Source organism: Vibrio sp. 1288 (assembly GCF_033344475.1).
On the sequence record NZ_JAWPOX010000183.1, the window covers coordinates 1 to 990 of the forward strand.

At 43.3% G+C, this 990-nt stretch carries 2 protein-coding genes; both read left to right on the forward strand.

What is annotated here, in order from left to right:
- A partial coding sequence (locus tag R8O11_RS25535; protein WP_318194651.1) for an HD-GYP domain-containing protein occupies positions 1–553 on the forward strand: 553 nt, incomplete at its 5' end.
- A gap of 200 nt (positions 554–753) precedes the next feature.
- The coding region (locus R8O11_RS25540) for a LysE family translocator (protein WP_318194652.1) at positions 754–990 on the forward strand (237 nt) is incomplete at its 3' end.

Here is a 990-nt window from a genome sequence, read left to right on the forward strand (position 1 = left end):
AGAAGAGTTTGAGCACATGAAATTGCACCAAGTCTTCGCGGGTGAGATCATCGTTGAAGTGAAAGGGTTGAGCGATGTCAGCCGACACGTGTGTTTAATGCATCATGAAAAGCTTGATGGAACGGGGTATCCGCGCGGACTATCGGGCGATGAGATTCCGATTCATGGTCGCATGAGTTGTATCGTCGATATATATGATGCGCTCACCGCTGATCGTTGCTACAAAAAAGGCATGAGCTCAGCAGAAGCATTTAAGATTTTGCTCAGTCTAACGCCTTTCCATTTTGACCCTGATCTGGTTTACAAGTTCATCAACTGCATTGGTGTGTATCCAGTAGGTTCTATTGTGGAACTCATTAATGGCAGAGTGGGTATTGTGTGGTCTTCGAATCCATCTCAAGCGTTAAAGCCAGAAGTGAAATGTTTCTACTCCCGTAAGTACAAACGATACATTGATGTCGCGATGGTGGATTTAAAAACAAGTACGCACAAAATTGAAAGAGCGATAGCGCCTTCATCGTTAGAAATTGATCCAAAACCGTTCTATGACTAAATCGGTACTTAGCTTGAATCATTACTGACTATTTTCTTTACACTATTGCATATAGCGAGTATTTTGGTTGCATAATTAATGCGCAATTTGGATTGCGCATTTGCCTCAGAAATACGTTTCAAGGATAGAAGCGTCGATGCTACATCACTTAGCTTAAGGCTTAATATGTGGCATCAAACCATGATTGGAAAGGAGCGCCAATGCAACTCGATACTTGGATTTACTACACTCTCGCGATACTCGTGCTCACAGCCTCTCCTGGGCCAAGTTCTCTACTTTGCTTAAGTAAAGGCGTCAGCAGCGGTTTTCGTCTTGCACTGACGACGGCTCTAGGCAGTTTAAGTGCGATTACCATCATTCTTACCCTTTCTTTTACCGGTTTAGGCGTTGTGATTGCGTCTTCTGAGTTCGTGTTTAACATCATCAAATGGTGTGGT